Below are 1,619 nucleotides of genomic sequence, written 5' to 3'. Positions count from 1 at the left end.
GGTCAGGGGGTGGTGGGGCGGCGGGAGCAGAGGCCGGAGTGGTCGGCCCGCAGGAGGCAGCGTCGGTCGGTGGCCAGGCGCAGGTCACAGAAGACCCGATGGCGTACGGACTGGTCGTCCTCAGCTGACACAGTGGTCTCGCCGGGGTCGGCCTGGGCCAGCACCCCCGCCCAGCGGGCCAGCACCCGGGCCAGCCGGACGGCTCCGGGCAGGTCCCCGGCGACCACCGGCAGGTGGACGACGTACCGCTCCCGGCCGACGGTCACCGGTACCACCCCGCGTTCACCCGGTGTCGGGCCTGCTCGGACTGCCAGCGGCGCAGCGCGTCCCGGATCCGGGTGGTCTCGTGCCTACTGTCGCCGAGCGCCTGATAGGCGGCGGCCAGGTCGGTGGCGACCCGGTCCAGGAACTCCTGCACCTCCGCCGGGTCGAGCCCAGGCCGGCCGAACCGGGTCCACCGGAACTGCCGCTCCCGCACCTGCCACGGTCGCAGCGGGCGGTAGGCCGCCGAGCGGTAGCAGTGCGGTCGGCGGGGGTGCCGACCCTGCTCAGGCCGACCGAGCAACCGAAGGATCAGACGCACGACGATCTACCTCTCTGTCGTATCGAGCTCTCTGTCGTATCGAGGGCTGGAAGGGGTGGGCCCGCACGCCCGCCGCGCACGGGCGGACCCACCCCGCCCCGCGACCGCAGCCCTCATCAGCGGTACGGCGGCGGAGCAGCTCAACGGCAAGCACACCCGAACGGGTTAAACGTTTCGTAACCCCGGGAGCACGTACCCGCCAGGAGCGACGGTAGCAAGAATCCAACATGGCCACAATCCATCATTGCAACGAAGCCTTGTTGGGAGGCTGCTACGGGGACAGAAGGCTTGCGGGATGACCATCGATCCGCGCTCACACACACCGGTCTACGTGCAGCTCGCCGAGCTGCTGCGGGGGCAGATCGAATCCGGTGAACTACCGGCTGGATCGAGTGTCGGCAGCGAGACCCGATTGAGCCAGGAGCATGGGATCGGCCGTGACGCCGTGCGGATGGCCATCGCCCTGTTGCGATCGGAGGGGCTGGTCACCACCAGCCGGCCCTTCGGCACACGTGTCCGCGAGGCACCTGCGCGTCGGCAGGTCGAGTTGCCGGGAGGCGGGAGGGTCATCGCGCGGATGCCGAGCGGTGCCGAGCGGCGAAGGATGCAGCTCGACGAGGGCGTACCGATCCTCGAAGTCCACGGCCCGCAGGGCGACGTGGAGCTACTGCCGGGCGACGAGGTCGAGCTGATCCGCCCGTAACCGGACCGAGTCGCCCGCAACCCGGCTGCGCCACCCGCAACCCGCCTGCGCTACCTACAACCCGCCTGCGCCACCCACAACCCAACCCGGCCACCCGCGCCGACCGAGTCACCGGGCAAGCCACCGAAAGCCCAGCCCACCCCACCCGGAGCACCTCCCCCCAACCCGGTATGCCCACCAGTCATATTCATGCCCCCCAGGCATACCAACCTCCGAGCACCATCACACCCACGGCGGTGATCAAGAGGTTTGCGTCATCCGGCAGCCGAAACTTGACGCAAACCTCTTGATCACCAGGCGCAGAGAGGAGCGCGGTGGGGGGTGGGGGTGGGG

At 70.1% G+C, this 1,619-nt stretch carries 3 protein-coding genes; 1 reads left to right on the top strand and 2 read right to left on the bottom strand.

Going from position 1 to position 1,619, the window contains the following annotated elements:
- Positions 1 to 2: 2 nt before the first annotated feature.
- Both AC0AIB_RS30920 and AC0AIB_RS30915 read right to left on the bottom strand, forming a co-directional pair.
- Positions 3 to 266, bottom strand: coding sequence for a hypothetical protein (locus AC0AIB_RS30920; protein WP_465098034.1), 264 nt, complete (start codon positions 264 to 266; stop codon positions 3 to 5).
- The gene (locus tag AC0AIB_RS30915; protein ID WP_442930624.1) at positions 263 to 583 is read right to left on the bottom strand and encodes a DivIVA domain-containing protein; all 321 of its coding nucleotides are present in this window, start codon (positions 581 to 583) and stop codon (positions 263 to 265) included. The genes AC0AIB_RS30920 and AC0AIB_RS30915 overlap by 4 nt, the downstream gene beginning before the upstream one ends.
- Positions 584 to 878: 295 nt before the next feature.
- Between AC0AIB_RS30915 and AC0AIB_RS30910 the strand changes: the two genes are divergently transcribed.
- Entirely contained in the window at positions 879 to 1,286 is a 408-nt protein-coding gene (locus tag AC0AIB_RS30910; protein WP_465098033.1) for a GntR family transcriptional regulator, read from the top strand.
- The last annotated feature ends 333 nt before the right edge of the window (positions 1,287 to 1,619 follow it).

This window comes from Micromonospora sp. DSM 43699 (assembly GCF_055517075.1).
Note: the sequence above shows the minus strand (reverse complement) of the source record. Positions and strands in the feature narration are given on the sequence as shown.